Origin of the sequence: Sphingobacterium wenxiniae (genome assembly GCF_900116225.1) — a bacterium.
GTDB classification, from domain to species: Bacteria; Bacteroidota; Bacteroidia; order Sphingobacteriales; family Sphingobacteriaceae; genus Sphingobacterium; species Sphingobacterium wenxiniae.
In genome coordinates this window covers 99,315-115,508 of sequence record NZ_FOZZ01000001.1, presented here as the reverse complement: position 1 = coordinate 115,508, position 16,194 = coordinate 99,315, and the positions used below count along the sequence as shown (strand labels likewise).

At 41.0% G+C, this 16,194-nt stretch carries 13 protein-coding genes; 11 read left to right on the top strand and 2 right to left on the bottom strand.

The window, feature by feature from the left end; all coding sequences use genetic code 11:
• Nucleotides 1-522 carry a hypothetical protein gene (locus BM375_RS00520; RefSeq protein WP_139227463.1) on the top strand — a complete coding sequence of 174 codons (522 nt, stop codon included), beginning with the start codon at nucleotides 1-3 and terminating at the stop codon, nucleotides 520-522.
• Between the two features lie 412 nt (nucleotides 523-934).
• A complete protein-coding gene (locus BM375_RS00515) occupies nucleotides 935-1,285 on the top strand; it encodes a hypothetical protein (protein WP_093363213.1) in 351 nt (116 codons plus the stop codon).
• 291 nt (nucleotides 1,286-1,576) lie between these two features.
• Here the strand turns inward: BM375_RS00515 and kdsB are convergent, their stop codons facing one another.
• Nucleotides 1,577-2,314 (bottom strand): 3-deoxy-manno-octulosonate cytidylyltransferase, encoded by a 738-nt coding sequence (kdsB, locus tag BM375_RS00510; protein ID WP_093363212.1) that lies wholly within the window; start codon nucleotides 2,312-2,314, stop codon nucleotides 1,577-1,579.
• 105 nt (nucleotides 2,315-2,419) lie between these two features.
• Here kdsB and BM375_RS00505 point away from each other — a divergent pair, with 105 nt between their 5' ends.
• Both BM375_RS00505 and BM375_RS00500 read left to right on the top strand, forming a co-directional pair.
• Nucleotides 2,420-4,204 carry an ABC transporter ATP-binding protein gene (locus tag BM375_RS00505; RefSeq protein WP_093363211.1) on the top strand — a complete coding sequence of 595 codons (1,785 nt, stop codon included), beginning with the start codon at nucleotides 2,420-2,422 and terminating at the stop codon, nucleotides 4,202-4,204.
• A 55-nt stretch (nucleotides 4,205-4,259) separates the two neighbouring features.
• Nucleotides 4,260-5,234, top strand: coding sequence for a 1-acyl-sn-glycerol-3-phosphate acyltransferase (locus BM375_RS00500; RefSeq protein ID WP_093363210.1), 975 nt, complete (start codon nucleotides 4,260-4,262; stop codon nucleotides 5,232-5,234).
• A 113-nt stretch (nucleotides 5,235-5,347) separates the two neighbouring features.
• Here BM375_RS00500 and BM375_RS00495 read toward each other — a convergent pair whose 3' ends face one another.
• A complete protein-coding gene (locus tag BM375_RS00495) occupies nucleotides 5,348-7,780 on the bottom strand; it encodes an alpha/beta hydrolase family protein (RefSeq protein ID WP_093363209.1) in 2,433 nt (810 codons plus the stop codon).
• 186 nt (nucleotides 7,781-7,966) lie between these two features.
• On the opposite strand from BM375_RS00495, the gene metA reads away from it, so the two are divergent.
• The 7 genes from metA to BM375_RS00460 all read left to right on the top strand — a co-directional run bounded on the left by metA (nucleotide 7,967) and on the right by BM375_RS00460 (nucleotide 16,127).
• Entirely contained in the window at nucleotides 7,967-8,905 is a 939-nt protein-coding gene (metA, locus tag BM375_RS00490; RefSeq protein ID WP_093363208.1) for a homoserine O-acetyltransferase MetA, read from the top strand.
• Nucleotides 8,906-9,088: 183 nt separating this feature from the next.
• On the top strand, nucleotides 9,089-9,799 hold the full coding sequence (locus BM375_RS00485) for a DUF4198 domain-containing protein (RefSeq protein WP_093363207.1): 711 nt from the start codon (nucleotides 9,089-9,091) through the stop codon (nucleotides 9,797-9,799).
• A gap of 143 nt (nucleotides 9,800-9,942) precedes the next feature.
• Nucleotides 9,943-12,270, top strand: a complete 2,328-nt coding sequence (locus BM375_RS00480; protein ID WP_244525781.1) for a TonB-dependent receptor domain-containing protein — start codon at nucleotides 9,943-9,945, stop codon at nucleotides 12,268-12,270.
• A 36-nt stretch (nucleotides 12,271-12,306) separates the two neighbouring features.
• Nucleotides 12,307-13,527 (top strand): DUF4374 domain-containing protein, encoded by a 1,221-nt coding sequence (locus BM375_RS00475; RefSeq protein WP_093363551.1) that lies wholly within the window; start codon nucleotides 12,307-12,309, stop codon nucleotides 13,525-13,527.
• A gap of 331 nt (nucleotides 13,528-13,858) precedes the next feature.
• Entirely contained in the window at nucleotides 13,859-14,191 is a 333-nt protein-coding gene (locus tag BM375_RS00470; protein ID WP_093363205.1) for a hypothetical protein, read from the top strand.
• A 6-nt stretch (nucleotides 14,192-14,197) separates the two neighbouring features.
• The gene (locus BM375_RS00465) at nucleotides 14,198-14,479 is read left to right on the top strand and encodes a hypothetical protein (protein WP_093363204.1); all 282 of its coding nucleotides are present in this window, start codon (nucleotides 14,198-14,200) and stop codon (nucleotides 14,477-14,479) included.
• A gap of 10 nt (nucleotides 14,480-14,489) precedes the next feature.
• Nucleotides 14,490-16,127, top strand: a complete 1,638-nt coding sequence (locus tag BM375_RS00460) for a PepSY-associated TM helix domain-containing protein (RefSeq protein WP_093363203.1) — start codon at nucleotides 14,490-14,492, stop codon at nucleotides 16,125-16,127.
• The last annotated feature ends 67 nt before the right edge of the window (nucleotides 16,128-16,194 follow it).

Genomic DNA, 16,194 nt, shown 5'->3' with positions numbered 1-16,194 from the left:
ATGAAAAATAGACTTTTTGTATCACTATTGATGCTTTTCTTAATAAATATAGCATCATCACAGACACCGTTAAGATCAGGTGATTTTACGGTGAACGGAATAGACTACAAGATAGGCCAGTTGGAATTGTATAATAATTTTGTTTTTAGTCCAAACCATAAAATTGAGGTTCCAAAAAACCCGGAAATGGTCCGGAATAATACTGTTCCTTCGGTAGAGATAAGTCCCCGATTAACAAATCGAGAACAGTTAAAGAATATGGTTAAATCAAATTTTACTGCGGAACAGATACACCAGCTTCGTAAAAATAAGGAATATATAAATCTGACAATGTTTGTCGATTCCAAAGGTAAACCTTTATATATCTGGTTTGGTGTAGATAAAAACACCATTTTGACAATCGAGCAGTTAGCGAAGGTGCATCAGACTGTAAAAACTAAATTTGTTGCAGAAACCGCGAGTAGAGATAATCTACACCTTGAACTGAACAGCTCACGACTGTCTGATAGAATATATTTTTAGTATAAAATCGAAATAGCCAAATAAGAATATCAGAAATAAGCTTTCAATATCGCTTCCACGTCTTTTGGATGATCGACTGCGATGGTATCAAATTCCGTTTCTGCGACTTTGATAGTATACACATTCTCTAATTGTTTTGAGCTCCTCCCTATCGTTAGGGTGACAAAAAACGCTTAATTTAACGTCATATGCCATTCTCGGGATAGACTTTGCCTCTCCGTAATGACGCTAGAATGGCCGTCACCGCGAGGTGTCGAGTAGTCTCAATACGACGCTGTTTTTGCTGAATAGTAATTTTAAATAGGCGCTTAATACATATGTTGCTCCATTGTTAATGTGATTTCACACGTTTTCATATACAGTGCCTTATAGCTGACTGTGTTAGCGTACAATTTGTGATACTCCATTGGCAATGTACAATGGTTCATTGGTGATGAGCTTTCGTCCATTGGTGATGAACATTGGATCATTGGTGATGAGCATTCGTTCATTGGTGATGAGCATTCGTCCGTTGGTGATGAGCATTCGTCCATTGGTGATGAGCTTTCGTCTATTGGTGATGAGCTTTCGTCCATTGGTGATGAGCATTCGTTCATTGGTGATGAGCATTCGTTCATTGGTGATGAGCATTCGTCTATTGGTGATGAGCATTCGTCCATTGGTGATGAGCTTTCGTCCATTGGTGATGAACATTGGATCATTGGTGATGAACATTCGTCCATTGTTAATGCACATCGGTAAGTGGTTGCTCACTGAAAAATAGGGTTTTAAAGGCTATTAAACGTTGTTTTTTATTGAAAAGTAGCAGCAGGCGGGTCATTCGGCTCACAACTATTCAACTTTGCATGGCAAATTGACCCGAATAGCCCCCTGGAGATAATTTTAGAGCACTATATTTGGCGCTTTTTTTACCCTATCCTCTCAGTTGTCGCAAGCCTTTGTAGCTTGTGACTGAAATAAAGCAAGTTTTCCTGACGGTAGGCAAGTACCTTGGTTGTCTCTTGTAAGTTGAAAACTCAGATTATTTTTTCGCACAAGTTCCAGTGAGTAATTTTTAAAAATAAGCTTTCAATATCGCTTCCACGTCTTTTGGATGATCGACTGCGATGGTATCAAATTTTGTTTCTGCGACTTTGATAGTATATCCATTCTCTAACCAGCGCAATTGCTCTAACGCTTCCGACTTTTCAAAAGAGGAGACGGGCAGTGCGGTAATTTCTTTCAGTACTTCAGTCCGATAACCGTATATACCGATATGTTTATAGTACGCTTGATTGTTAAGCCAGTCGCTTTGCTTCACGTTGCGCTGGAAAGGGATGGTCTGCCGCGAAAAGTATAATGCCTGTTTTTTATTGTTAAAAACAACTTTTGGTGTGTTTTCGTTGAAGAGATCTTCCACATTATCGATTTTTTTGACCAACGTACCAATATCCGTTTGGCTATCTTCAAATAAAGAAGACAGCAGATCAATTTGCAACGGGCTGATGAAAGGTTCATCTCCTTGTATATTGATGGCAATATCAAAACTTTGCACTTTTTGTACGACTTCTGCGCATCGGTCTGTGCCCGATTGATGGTCAGGAGAGGTCATCACGACATTACCGGCAAAAGAACGCACATGGTCTTCAATGCGTTTGTCATCAGTTGCCACGACTACCTCAGACAGGCATCTGCAGCCTTTAACCTGTTCGTAAACCCGTTGTATCATAGATTTGCCTGCGATATCCACCAACGGCTTTCCGGGAAAGCGCGACGAGGCATAGCGGGCGGGGATAATTCCGATCGTTTTCATCCTTAAAAGTAGAAAGTAAAAAGTAAAAAGGCAAAATATTTTATAAACTGATCGATACACAATGCGGGTTAAACCTTTTCAATGCTGCATTGTTTAACTTTACATATGACCATTCAACAGCTATTCAAAAAGATACTTCCCTTTAGCAAGCCTTACAAGAACTTGATATTCTACACTTTTGTATTAACATTGGTGGGCTCGTTCGCGGCGCAGGTCAATGCATTCATTTTAAAGTATACCGTAGATACGATCAGTGATTTGCTGGTCGATAATCGACCGCTTTCACAAGGCTTTTATCTGTTGGGAAGCATTGCCGCTATTTTATTGGGAAAAGAGGTTCTGTACGCAGCGGTACAATTTGGACAGAAATTCTACGGGGAGAAATTGCGTATTATGATTGCCCGTGATTTTTCCCAGGCTATTGTGGATAAAATATTAACCTATAAAATGGCTTTCTATACCTCCACCAGCAATGAATCTGGAAAATTGCAGACACGAATAGACGCTGGTATCAGCAGCCTGACCCGTCTGGTGCAGAATTTCTTTATTGATATTCTTCCGCTATTTGCCAATGCTATTGTCGCATTGGTATGTATGTTCTTAGCAAATTTCTACGTAGGTTTAGTAGGGCTGATGATTATACCCGTTTATTTCTATGTCTCCCAATTGCAGGCGCAGCGTTTGTCAGGGTTTCGTCGCAGCATGCGCCGTTACCGCGAAAACAAGAGTAACCAGATTATCAATCTCATTGATTCTATTCATGTGATTAAGTCATTCGTGCGGGAAGATATAGAAGGCGAACGCCATAAACAGATTCAATACGACATGACCGAGAACCAGATGGCTACGCGTAAGACAAGTTTCCTGTTCGATAGCATGAAAAGTTTTATCGAACAGATAGGCGTCGTCATAGTTATCATTCTCACGGCTTATTTTGTACTGAATGAGCAGATGACTTTAGGGGCCATCATGTTTCACATCATGTTGTTTAACAACGTTTCGGCACCGATCCGTCAGCTTCACCGTATCTACGACGAGGTGAACGACGCGTTGATTTATTCCGAAAGCTTCTTTGAAATCCTGGAAGCAGAAAATCAACGGGAACAAACGGGCAGCTATCGCCCTGAGCACATAAAAGGTTTGATTGAAATAAAAAATGTCAATTTTACCTATCCCAATGAGCATCAAGCATTGACTAATATCAGCATGACGATCTGTCCAAATCAAAACACAGCCTTAGTTGGTCTGTCCGGAGCAGGTAAAAGTACCGTTATCAACCTGTTGGATAAATTTTATGAACCCACCTCGGGACAGATTTTGCTGGACGGTGTGGACTTGCGGGATTATAATACGAATTTCCTGCGTGAAAATATCGGTCTGGTGTTGCAGAAAAATCATATTTTTAAAGGTAGTATAGCCGAAAATATTCGTTATGGAAAGATTGATGCTTCGATGGAGGAGGTGATCGTTGCCGCAAAAAAAGCGTATATCCATGAGCAGATACTGGAATTGCCAAATGCATACGAAGCAGAGGCTCATTTGCTTTCCGGCGGACAGCAGCAACGTATAGCTATCGCGCGCATGTTCTTAAAGAATCCGCCTATCATCTTCTTGGATGAACCTACGGCAAATCTCGATGCCATTGCTACCGAACAGATAAAAAAGAGTTTGGACGCTATCAAGATGGGAAGGACCGTTATTATCGTATCGCACAGTATTTCCCAGATTATCGATGCGGAGCATATTGTGGTGATGGAAAAAGGAAGAGTGGTTGAAGATGGGACACATGAGGAACTTTACGACCTGAACGGTACGTATCATTCGATTTTTTCGGCTATGGCTAACAGTTTGAATATACAGAAAATAACGGAATCTATGCGGGAGGAATAAAAAATTTTTGTGCGCATTAAGTAGAATATTTTATCTTTAACCAAAGATTAAACGTATGCTGTATCAGGTATTAAGAGCTTATGTAAGATTGGGGTTGCATTGGTATGTGCCGGACTTTCGTAAGGATCAGTTGGAACAGGCTAAGTATGAAGGGCCTTCTGTCATTGTTTCCAACCATCCGAATTCTTTTTTTGATTCCTTGATTATCGCCGTTAATGCGCCTGTGGAAATTCGTTTTCTAACGCGAGGAGATATCTTCAAACATCCGTTGGCGAATTGGGTATTAAGAAGTCTTTATATGCTACCTATTTATAAGCGGACTGACGACCCCGAATATGCGGTGAAGAATGATTTTACATTTGATGAATGCATGCGGCAGTTACAGGCGGGTAAGCATATCCTCATTTTTCCGGAAGGCCGTTCGCATAACCTGTGGTATTTGCAGCCTTTAATGAACGGCGGATTGACTTCGCTGATGGAACGTGCATACTGGGCAGAGGTCCCCTTGCAGATACAACCTTATGTGTTGAACTATAATTCTTTTGTGGATGTGCCGAAATCGGTTTCGTTGAAGGCCTTGCCTGTTATTGATACAACGGAATACATTAGTGGTCATGCCGTCCAATCGGCTGAAGTTATACAGGTGGTGAAAGAAAATTTAAAAGAAAACATGACGGAGAGCCCTTTGGAACCTCATCTGCCAGATGAAAAAACACTGACCTTACTGCGTATTCCAGCTAAGATCGGTTATTATACACAGTTTTGGTTTTATAGATTATGGCGTGATTATATCCGTAAACGTACGGAAGGAACGATATTTTTCGATTCGTTGCTGTTCGGTGTGTTGTTGTTTTCCTATCCTGTATTTGTGTTCCTCATTAGTTTTATTGTGGGCAAATTGACTGGTTTTTGGATTGGTCTTTTTGTGTTTTTATTTCTTCCGGCTACAGCATATTGCATGGCGATATATCAAAAAATCAAGGTGGAAACTGACTTGGAGACGCACAAAGGGAATCGCTTGAGTAAATAAATTAGAAAGAGGGCTGAGAGAAGAATAAACATCAAAACAGGCAATGAATTGTATATTTCGATATGCTCAATATGACAATTCATTGCACTTTCAACGCCTTCTCTAACTAAAGCCTACTGTTCTTTGCCTTTGTTTTTAACATACTTTTCCAGCCATTGATGTTGTTCCCAAAACGTATGGAGCACACCTTCGCGGCTTCGGTAGCCGTGGAATTCTTTTGGTAGCAATACCAACCGCACAATTCCTCCATGTCCTTTTATCGCTGCATAAAGCCGTTCGCTCTGTATGGGGAAGGTTCCGGAGTTTTCGTCGTCCATACCGTGGGTGATGAGCAACGGTTTCTTGATTTGCGGTGCATAGTTAAATGGAGACATGGCGTCATAGGTTTCTTTCGCTTGCCAGTACGTGCGTGCTTCTCCCTGAAATCCAAATGGTGTGAGCGTGCGGTTATAGGCACCACTTCGTGCAATACCTGCTGCAAATAAATCTGTATGTGCAAGCAAGTTCGCCGTCATGAAAGCACCATAAGAATGTCCACCCACACCGATACGGTTTCGATCTGCGATGCCCATATCGACAATGTAATCGATCAAGGCATGGGCATTATCTTCAATCTGTTGGATAAAAGTATCGTTCGGCTCACTGTCACCTTCTCCAACAATAGGCATATCCGCTTGATCCAACACGGCATAGCCTTGTGTAACCCAGTACACCGGAGAACGGAAAGCTAATCGCGGATAGCGATGAGGCGATCCTTTGACCTGACCTGCAGCTGCTTTGGTCTTAAATTCCCGCGGATAAGCCCATATCAATACTGGCAAGGGGCTATCTTCACCTTTCTTGAATCCTTCGGGTAAATACAGTGTCGCTGAAAGATTTAATCCATCCTTACGTGGATAGGAGAGCAGTGTTTTCTCTACATTTTGTAAGCTTGGATATGGATCGGCAAACGTAGTCAGCTGTTTCTCTTTTTTATCCTTTAACGTGATGGAAAAGATATTCGGCGATTCCGTGGAAGATTCTCTTGAAATGTAGACTGTGCCGTCTTCATTATAATAAAGCGGCTCTTCGTAATAATTTCTTTGTGATTTGTATAAGGTGTCCTGTTTGGAGCTGAGTACATTCCAACGCAGTAAAAATGGACGATCACCTTCGGGAGAGGCGCCCAATCCCTGCGTATAGACATTGCCTTTTTTGTCCGTACGCAATAAGCCTTTTTGATCCAATAAAAAGTCGCCCGGATCAGTATAGGTGTCTTCTGACTTACGATTTGCCAAGACTTTTAATTCTTTTCCTTTATCAAGTAACACCAGACGGGAAGTGCGGTCTTTCCGCCAATTCTCTTCTATGATACAAAAATCTGTAGCCCATTTAACCTGGCGTATTCTGTATTTACTATTGTACAAGACTTTGGCATCTTCTAGGCGAAATGGAGCGGACAGTTGTAATAGTTCGTCACGGCTATCGGTCACTTCATTGGGATTTCCTTTATCCCGAGCAATAACATAGGTCAGTGTAGCATTTTGATCCTTTCGCCAGGTGAAATTTCGCGGACCTTCGACTACAGCATCAAAACTGATAGGCAGGTTATCTGCTAAAGGAATGGTATGCAGTGTGTTTACCAAAGTTCCGTTCGTTTGATAAACGGTTACTTCTGTGGGGAAAAGATAAAGAGGAACTAAGTAGGAGTATGGCCTGACTATTCTTTCTGCCAAGAGAAGACTTTTATCAGGCGAATAGCTTACACTTTTGAATATACCCGATAAACCTATTTCGTTTATCTGCCCTTGATTATCCACTTCCACTAAATCGGAAGTTAAATAAAATTCCATCAAATCTTCGTCATGGGCATTGGCCAAAAGATTTTGATAGGTTCTAGATGGTGTGATTCCGCCCAGGTTCTCCTGCACGATAGGCCCCGTAGGCACAGGGTTGGCTTGTGGCACGGACTTTCCTACATGCGTTATACGTTGTACCAAAAGCGTGTCCTTATCTTTCCATTGAAAAGCCTTCCCAAAAGTGTCGTTTACTTTGTCCATAAGCTTGTTGACAGCACGACCTTCCAAATCCGCAATCCATAATTCGGTCTGTTGAAGCGTTTTATTTAAAAAAGCAAAAGCTGTTTCGGTGGGAGACCACGATAGATCCGACAATTGTAGCTCCTGTGGCAAACCTTTTAAGGTAAACTCTTCTCCGTTTTTGAGATTTTTGATTCGTATAGATTTGAAAGTACCCGCATTTTCGGCTACGGTGGTATACGTTATCGGGTTTATGCGTAATCCAGCGACCCCAAGTACCGGTTGTGCGATATGCTCTACAGGTTGAAAACCCGGTGCTTCAAGAATAAGCATCCAACGACCGTTAGGACTGATATTAATTTGTGGGATTTGGGGAGCATCCACTAAATCCACAATACTTTGCGGAGGTGGGTTGTAAGGAATCTGCTGTTGAGCGTAGGTATTATTTCCGGTAGAAAATAGCGCTATCGTTACTGTAAGCGGATAGGTAACTACCTTGATCCAGTGTTTCTTTGTTCTATATTGCATGTGTTCAGTATTTATTTTCGATGCGGTTTGTGTATTAGTCTGTATTATACAGATTCTAATTTATTGTTTTTTATGTATGACTATTGTAACAATATGGAAATAAAGTTCAAGAACGACGGTTTTTTTATATCTGATATATTCTTTCTATTTTTACCACCTCAAAAGTAGAAGAAGGAAAATTAGGATATGCCAGTTAAGATACCAGACAACCTGCCTGCCATCGACCTTTTAAAGAAGGAGAATATATTTGTGATGAGCGACTTGCGGGCTAACGAACAAGATATTCGTCCGCTACGTGTGCTTATCCTCAATCTGATGCCGCTTAAAATCTCTACCGAAACGGATTTTATCCGTTTGCTTTCCAATAATCCACTCCAAGTGGAGATTGAGTTTTTGCGTTTGGAAACCCATACGCCGAAAAATACATCGGAAGAGCATCTGGAACTGTTCTACAAAAGTTTTAGCGAAGTCAAGGACAATTTCTATGATGGTCTGATTATTACTGGAGCTCCAGTGGAGATGATTGATTTTAAGCAGGTGACTTATTGGAGTGAGATTACGCGTATTTTTGATTGGGCGCGCAATCATGTCACTTCCTCGCTTTATATCTGTTGGGCTTCGCAAGCAGCGTTGTATCATTTCTACGGCGTGGAAAAAAGGCCGTTGGATAAGAAGCTTCTGGGGGTGTTCAAACATACGGCTAAAGACAAGAAACATCCATTGTTCCGGGGATTTGATGATGAATTTTTCATTCCGCATAGCAGACATACGACAGTTTGGTCAACCGATTTAGATGATAAATCGGAAATCACTCTGCTTTCTGAATCTCCAGATGCCGGTGTAGCGATTGTTGCCTCGCGCGGTGGTCGTGAATTTTATTTCACCGGGCATTCCGAATATGCGCCATTGACCTTACACGACGAGTATATGCGGGATCTGGAAAAGGGATTACCGATAGAGCTGCCACAGAACTACTACCAAGATGACAATCCGAACAATCCGCCATTAATCCGCTGGCGAAGTCATGCAAATTTGTTGTTTAATAACTGGCTGAACTATTTCGTTTATCAGGAAACTCCTTTCGACCTTAAAGATGTTGTTCATCTTAGTGAATTTGAAAGATAGGAGAGGAATCTCGTATAGTCAAACGTAACATTCAATAAAAAACCTCATAGCTTAAAAAGCTATGAGGTTTTTTATTATTGCTATTTTATTTCCGATTGCGTCTGTTTATTTCCGATTTTGAACTTGTTTTTTTGAAATGATGCATTACCTTTGCATCATTATTTAAAATCAATCTAAATAAATATGTTCTTTATTAAGCGAGTTTTATTATTTCTGGCGATTGTACTTGGCGGCAACCAAGTAGTCACCGCGCATGCTGTCTGGTTGGCATGTGACCCTGTGGGTAATCCAAATCAACCACACACCGTTCGTGTATATTATGGAGAATATGCTACGGGCGAATTAGAAGAAACCAAAGACTGGTATTCGGATCTTCGGGAATTGGTGCTGTATTGGGTAAGCCCTAATGGCGAACAACAGACCTTGAAATTAGAAGATAAAGGTCAGTTTCTGGAAGGTACTTTTGTACCCAAGCAGGAAGGTATCTATCAACTTTTCTCCAATCATCCTACAAAAGATTTAGGTGGTGAAACCCGTTTTGAATTTGTTGCGCAAGCTTCGGTACAGATCGGAAAATCCGTTCAACGAGCTGGTAAATTGTCGGACTATCAGTTACAGGTAGACCCGAAAAATTATACTGCTCAAAGCAAAATCCCAGTTTCTCTTCAAAAGGACGGCAATCCTATAGCTAGGCAAGAAATCTTGGTAATGTCGGAAGCGGGTTGGAGCAAGACCTACAAAACGGATGCACAAGGTCAAATTCAGGTAGATGCTATTTGGCCAGGCCGCTATGTGATCGAATTTGGTCATGCAGAGGAGCAGGAAGGCATTTGGAACGGTAAACCCTATAAAAGAGCGTGGCAGGGAATCACGACGAGCTTTCTGGTTCAGTAAAAGCATACCACTGAATCAAAAAGGCGCCATATCGAACGGCAATTCGAAATATGGCGCCCGGGTAGCCTAACGGCAATTAGGCTGCCCTCTTTACTACATTAAGCGAGTAGTAGGAATCTTCATAATGTGTTACGATTAAAAAGATGAAGCAAAATAACAAAATTTTTATAACTATCTGTATGTTGTTGCTGTGTGCATTTTCCGCCATGGCACAGCAAGCGGCCCAAACCTATACTGGGCGTGTCCTCTCAGCAGGTGAACCCGTTGCAAATGCTAGTATTTATATCGAAAATAATACACAGCAAGCCGACGAAAACGGGCTTTTTACTTTTACAACCTCAAAATCTACTGTACATATTCGGATTACGGCAACCGGTATGGAATCTTTTTCCAAACAGATTTCTTTGGGATCTGCAGTATCACCTATTGTTTTCGAGCTTCAACCCGATGATAAGAAAATAGAGCAGGTGGATGTGTTTGGGCGAACTAAAGTGAATGAGGTTAACCGACAGGCTTACAATGTGACGGCTATCGACGCAACAAAGCTCTACAATACAACATTGAACATCTCCGGTGCTTTGGATCGTGTAGCTGGTATTCGTGTGCGAGAATCGGGTGGGGTGGGTTCCAATTTTAACCTTTCTCTGAATGGGTTTTCCGGAAACCATATCCGTTACTTTATAGACGGGATTCCGATGGATAATTTTGGTTCCTCCTTCCAGATCAATAACATTCCGATCAATATGGCAGAACGTGTAGAGATATACAAAGGTGTAGTGCCAATGTGGTTGGGCTCGGATGCATTGGGCGGAGCTATCAATATTGTGACTTCTACCAAAGCCCGGAATTATGTGGATGCCTCATACTCTTATGGTTCTTTCAATACACATCGTACGGTTATCAATGCAGGTGTAACAACCGAAAGTGGTTTCACTTTCTTGTTGAACGCTTATCAAAACTATTCAGACAACAACTACAAAGTGACGGTAGATGCTGCGGATATTTATACGGGAGCGTATACCAAAGATGCGGTAGTGAGACGTTTCCACGATCAATATCATAATGAAGCAGTGGTTGCTCAGGTGGGGGTAGTTAATAAACCGTATGCTGACCGCTTATTGGTTGGAATGACGATCGGGCAAAACTATAAAGAAATACAGACCGGGGCACGTATGATTTCGGTGTTTGGCGGGTGGCACCGTCGTGGAAATACCTTGATGCCGACATTAAAATATCAGAAAAAAGATCTTCTGCCTGGTCTTGACGTTACGTTGAATGCAAATTTTAACTTGGGTAAAGAACGAAATATCGATACACTTGACAGACGCTATGATTGGTTTGGCAATTTCAAGCCTAATGGATCCGGAGGAGAGCGTAGTAAACAGGTATATGAATACCGTAATAATGAAGGGCTTGCTACCTTAGCGGCAAATTATCAATTAGGTGAAAGGCATTCACTTGCGCTTAGTAATGTAGCCAGCACCTTTAATAGAAAAGGGGAGAATCTTTTGGATCCGCTTAGCAGCATGTATGAACGTGGTCAACGCTCCTTTAAGAATATGCTAGGGGTAGGATATAGCTACGATATTAAAGATGTTTGGAGCACAACAGTTTTTTCTAAGTTTATTCATCAACGTAATCAGACAGGCGATGCGACAGCAAGTACGGCAAACCGTTTTGGTTATGGTTTAGCCTCTACTTATTTCTTACAGCCCAATCTTCAAGTGAAAGCATCTTATGAATTGACCAACCGGATGCCGACTGCTTATGAAATATTTGGTGATTTGGAGAATCAAGAAGCAAACTTTAGTTTGAAACCTGAACGCAGTCATAATATCAATCTGGGTGCAAATTATGGTTGGAAATCGGGGGATTACCATCGTTTTTCTATCGCTGGTAATTTAATATACCGCTATGCTTATGATTTCATCTTTAATCGATTCAATAACAATCAATCCAAGTTAGTCGCTGATAACAGAGAAGGAGTAGCCACCAGAGGGGCAGACGCGGAAATACATTATTCGTATAAGGACTATTTGCGGTTAGGAGGTTCAATAACCTATCAATACTTGCAGAACAAGCAAAAATATGAACCGGAATATACTGGCGTAAGTCCTGTTTATAACGACCAAATGCCGAATATACCTTATTTCTTTGGAAATGCGGATGCTTCTGTCATCTTCAATAATGTAGGGGGGCAGGGCAACAGATTAAGTGTAGGCTATAATTTACTGTATGTGCATGATTTTTACCTCTATTGGCCAAGTCGTGGTGGGGAGAAATTGGAAATTATGAAACAAGTCAGTCATGACGTTAACGCGGTGTATAGTTTGGCAAACGGGAAATACAACATCGGCTTGGAAGCCCGTAATCTAAATGATGCCCGACTCTATGACAATTTCAGTTTGCAGAAACCTGGACGTGCATTCTACCTAAACCTGCGCTATTATTTTCAGCGCACAACAAAATAATCAATAATGTTTAACTCAATAATACAAATGACAAAAATGAAAAATAGAATTTACGCTACAGCTGTGGCTTTGACCATGGCATCGTTCACTTTATCCTGTTCAGATGATAAAGTGGAACCCGCTCCTGACACCAAAGGAAATTATGTCTTGGCTGTTACACCTGTTGCGGCAACTGGTGTCGCCGATTATCTTTTGACTGCTTCAAGTTTAGAATCGGGCACGGTGACTACGGCAGGTCAAGGTGTTGAACAGGATGGAACCTACCGTTATTATGTGACCCATAATCAGAAATTCTTTAGTATGCTGTATGGACAAGGAAATCCCGGTGCTGTAACTACCTATAACGTGGTAGATGGAAAGCTGAACAAGCTGTCTAACTTCCAAACGGAAACAGTTCAAGCTTTTGCACCGGTCAACGATGATATTTTGTTGTTAAAGATTCCAAGAAATATAACTAACCCATTAGCAAATTATTACCGTGTCAATACCAATAGCTTAACCATTACAGGTGAAGGTATATTGAATGTGCAGGAGGTAGCCGGAAACGGGGAATCGGCTTTCTTCACATGGATTAAACAAGTCGGCACGAAAGTATTTGCTCCTTATATGTCTGTGCAGGCTTGTTGTGGAGCCGCTTTTGAAACATCGTTTCCAGATAATGCCTGGATAGCGGTATATTCCTATCCTGACATGAAATTGGAAAAGGTAATCAAGGATGACCGTACAAGTTTCATCGGTAGATATTTCACGGATGGATTGGCCGTCGATGAGAGAAACGATGTATATGCTTTCTCTTCTTCTGTGGCGAAAAAAGATGGAAAATTCAGCTCGACTAAGCCATCTGCTATTACCAAAATTGCTGCCGGTACAACAGAGTTTGACAAATCTTTCTTCTATGATATAGAAGCTGCAAGCGGAGGTAAAAGTATTACGAACTGGATTTACGTAGGTCAAGGTAAATTTGTTGCACAGATGGTGACAGATGAGGAAAAAGGTGAATATACTAATGGGAAGCGATTGGCCATCATCGATGTATACAATAAAACGTACAAAGATGTTACGGGTATGCCTGACTTAAGTACTATTAAAGCGGTTACCAATAATAACTATTCTGCAAAAGATGGAAATGCTTATATCGGGGTAGCTTTGACTGATGGTGTAAGCTATGTATATAAGGTGAATGCCGCCTCAGCTACAGCGACACAAGGACTACGCGTCGAAGGTGGTTCTATCACTGCTGTAACTCGTGTTGATTAAGAATTTAGTTGGGGAATTGTCCGAAAAGTCGTCAATTCTGTGAGTCTGAGTCCTGCTTCAGAAGCTGTTTAAAGATTAAAAAAACTTCGTTTGTCTATCCTTCCATCGCCAGAGGCGAGATACAGCGACAAGCTCAGTATGACACATGAGCGTTTTTTGTCACGCTGAGCTCTGTCGAAGTGCGGCAAAAACAGAAATTTAAACAGCTTCTCAAGCGGGAAAGACTTAACAGTGATTGAAAATCAATAAACTGTCATCTTGAGTCTCGCCCAAGGCGAGAAAAGACATAATTTATTGGGCTTTTCGGATACCCTCTTTTACACATTACGTTATGATTAGTACTGTATGTTTTTTGTTTTTCCTTGCCTTTATGGTTTGGATGTTGACCTCTAAGCGGATAGGCTGGAAAGACAGAACAAAATTAGGCGAGAGGTTGGCCGCGAAGCCCGAAAGGGCAAAGTTTATATCCGTCATATTGATGCTGTTTGCTTTTATATTGGCAATATTACATTTAGGCGTAGGGAGTGGTTTGTTTGCTGCTATCGTGATTTTAATGGCTATGGGGAGTGTTATCGTCCTGTTTTTTCCTTTTCGTTATGTGTCTATGTCTTGGATCTTTGGTCTTTACGTTGTTTCTCTTTTCATCGAACTTTTTATCCGATAAATCATCATGCCAGCGAATAAAAAATATTTAACGAAATCACCTTGGCTTCGCTTGGGTAAAATTCTTATGGGGACGGTTGGAGGATATGTCGTTATGATTAGTTTTCATCTATGCCTTACCTATATCTGGCCTAAGGAAAATGTTATTGCTACAGCTTTCTTTACAGGTTATGTGTTATGGGCTGTACTTTTACTGTGGGCTTTTTTAGAACCGAAGTTTTGGCGATTATGTATCACCTATGTCGTTCTTGCTTTGTTGTTTATGTTACCTTATCTATTGAACCAATAATTACTAAATCATGAACCAAAGGCGGTATAATATCTATTTTCATACCCATACAATTAGTGGGATTATCATTGCAGTATTGCTTTATGTCATATTCTTTGCCGGCACACTCTCTTTTTTTAAAGATGACATTTCCGCATGGCAGAAAGGGAAATCTGTGGTCGCAACAGATTATAGTCAGGATTATAACTACCTTATTGACTCACTAGGCAGCAAGTACAATCTGCGTGGTCGTAACTTTGACTTTTTTCTGCTAAAACAGGGACACGGGACTTATGTGAATATGAGTACTTCACAGGATACAACGATCAGCAAACCCAAGCCAAAGGCCGAGGGACAACAGGGGCGAGGACGAAGGGGGAGGGACGATGGTGATTCGGCTTATTTTCTACATTTTTTTACCGATAAGACCCAAAGTTCCTATGCCGAAGGATACGATATGGGTGAGTTTCTTTACCGTTTACACTTTCTGGCACAGTTGAATCAAGTTCCTATGCCAATTCGGTTAGGAGCACCTTTCGGTTATTTATTAGCAGGAATTGTTTCCTTTCTCTTCCTATTTGCATTGATAACTGGTCTTTTACTGCATTGGGATAAGATAAAAAGCAACTTTTTCCTGTTCCGCCCGTGGAGCAAATGGAAAACCGTATGGACTGATATGCACACGGTGTTGGGAATTATCGGTTTCCCATTCCAGTTGGTTTTTGCTATTACAGGTGTAGTCTTGATTGTCAATTTTTTCATTATATCGCCATTCAGCAAATTGTTGTATGTTGGAGAGGACGCTAAACTCTATCAAGATTTACAATATAACAGGGAAATGAAAGTAGATTACATCTATCGCCCTTTAGATAAAACTGTCGATTTCAATGCTTTTGTCGCAGATTGGCAACAGCAATGGAATGGTAGCAAAATATCCCGTCTGTATATCCGTAACTATATGGATGAGAGTATGGAAGTGATTATCGAATCTAAACCAGACTCCCGATTGAATTTTGCTGGTTCAGGATATGCACGTGTACAAATGAAGGATGGTAAAGTTCTAGAAACAAAATCACCGAATTACGATACCAACCATATTGATCGCGTGAAGAGTCTGGTCTATCACTTGCACTTTGGAGATTTTGGTGGTCGACCGTTGCGTATAGTCTTTTTTCTATTGGGTCTGACAGGTTGTGTCGTTATCCTGTCGGGGATTATGATATGGCTTGTGGCAAGGGATAAACCGAATATCCCCGTGTATAAACGGAGATTCAACTTTTGGGCAGCCAATGTATTTCTGGCGATTTGTTTAGCCATGTTGCCGGTAACAGCATTCACCTTGATTATGGTCAAAATGTTAAACAAAGTCGATCAATCTGTTATATATTCGGCATATTTTTATAGTTGGTTGGTGTTGAGTGTTTATCTGGTCGTGCTGAGAAATCTTACCCGCATTAATAAGCATACACTTTTGCTTTCTGTTGTTTTGTGTTTTCTTGTTCCGCTTGCAAATGGTCTGTCTACTGGACAGTGGCTATGGAACACCTTTGCCGTTCGGGCCTATGATATCTTTTTTATTGATTTACTTTTCATGATGTTTGGTTTGGGATGTGCATTTGCCTACTATAAAGTAAAGAAAGATGGAAAAGCTTTTAAAGTAAGTGTATGAGAGGAAGAGAGGAAATCTTTTTTTAAGCATCAAAAAAGCTAATAATATTAGTAAATTGTCGTATATT